Raw genomic sequence first — 1,881 nt, 5'->3', positions numbered from 1 at the left:
AGTGGTTTTATTTTAAATTTAATTTGTACCAAAGATAAAATAGTTATTAAAGGTTGACCTAAAAATAATGAAGTAGTTGTTGGGCAAAGTAAAACACAAATTAAAGATGATGTTAGACCTGTTTTAGTGCAAGAATTTAAAAATAAATTAGGAATAGTACCTTTTTGAGAAATGATTAATGAACCTAACCCATTATTTTTATCTACATCAACTACTTTAAATACACGACCAACTATGGCAAATTGTTATAAATTACAATTTGATTTAGAAGATAGTTTTGATATTAAATCAAAAGAACGATGAGCAAATCGTACTCATTGATATGGAATATTAGATGATGATTTAATGACTGCCTATAACAAAGGTAATAAAAAAGTATTACAAGATGCTTTTGATGATATTTTTATTCAATCAGGTCAATCAGCAGTAGATGGTCAATTATCACAATCTTTACAAGTAGTACAAGGTACACCAACATTAGAAACATATACCGAAGACCAAAAATCTATCATTGAGCAAGTATACTTAGCATGTCATTTTTCTAGTCCATTTGGTGATAAATCAGATAATGATCAAAATAAAACACAATCATTATTAACTAAAACAAAAGACTTAGAAAAACAAGCATATTTACAAGCATATCGTAAACAGTATTATACTAAAATGTTTGATACTGTTTTAAAATATTATGGTTTATGAGATGGAGTTGGTGAACGCCCGTATGGTTTTGATTTTGTTAGTGCTAGTTTAGTAGACCAAATGCGACAAAATGAATTAATTACTGCTAGATTAGATAATGGTACAATGGAACCAATAAGAGCCATTACTGAATATGATAATATTGATGAATTAGAAGCAACCAAATATTTTGAAAAAGTAGAAGCATGACAAGATAAAATGCAAGCCAAAGAAATAGAACATAATAATAAATTACTAGAATACGATGAAACTGGTAATAATCAAAATGCCTTACAAGGTAGAACAGAAATTAAGGAGAATTAAAAAATGAGTAGAATTAACCCAGGTGTTATGGAAGAATTAAGAAGACAAGCCCACGATACTTTAATAGATATAAGAGAAAACATAAGAGATAATCGACATTGAATGGTATTTCCTTTTAATGTTTATAGTTCATATATTCCTGATACTGAAACAGGTTGAAAACCCAATAATGCTAAACCAAGTGATTATGGTAGTTATTCAAGAATATTTGATAATATGGAAAGTACTATTGCTCAATGACAAGGTAGTTTAAAAATAGTTCAAAAATATAAAGGTGAAGAAATTAATATATTAACAATTGATGATTTTAGTAAACAACCAATTAACTCAACGATATGAGCCAATAATGAAACACCTTTTGCTATAAAATTAAAAGATGAAAATAATAATGTTTATTGAAAATTAATTGATGGTGAAAATATTCATGATATTAATAGAATGTTAGAATACTTAAAGCAATATAAATTAAGTTATTTTATTAATAATGATAATAAAGCAGATAACTTTTATACAAAAGAAGTTAAAGTTGGTAAATATTGAGATGCTTATATGATTGATGATAGAAGTTCAATTCAATTTGGTGAAGCTAAATTTGAACAAGTATTTACACAGCAGTCAACAGAAAGACAATATACTTTATTAATTTTAGATGAGGATGCAGATAAATTAAATATTAATGATTATTATAATTTTTATACTGTATTTAATGACCGTGGTTTAAATATTGGCGGGGGTGATATTAATTCTGCTCCCCAAGATAGACAATGATTATATCCATCCAATGTTATTAATTATTATTCACCTTATGATGGTAGTTTTTTATGACAAGAAATTACATTTTCAAGTATTAATGACAAAATTAGTCATAGTGGTTTATCA

The 1,881-nt window shown here is 26.5% G+C and carries 2 protein-coding genes; both read left to right on the top strand.

The window, feature by feature from the left end; all coding sequences use genetic code 4:
* The coding region (locus D9R21_RS07515; protein WP_158613956.1) for a hypothetical protein at window positions 1-1,002 on the top strand (1,002 nt) is incomplete at its 5' end.
* A gap of 3 nt (window positions 1,003-1,005) precedes the next feature.
* On the top strand, window positions 1,006-1,881 hold an 876-nt coding region (locus D9R21_RS06160), incomplete at its 3' end, for a hypothetical protein (RefSeq protein WP_148108864.1).

The organism is Spiroplasma endosymbiont of Megaselia nigra, from assembly GCF_003987485.1.
Classification (GTDB): Bacteria; Bacillota_I; Bacilli_A; order Mycoplasmatales; family Mycoplasmataceae; genus Spiroplasma.
This window is presented reverse-complemented; position numbering and strand designations above follow the sequence as displayed.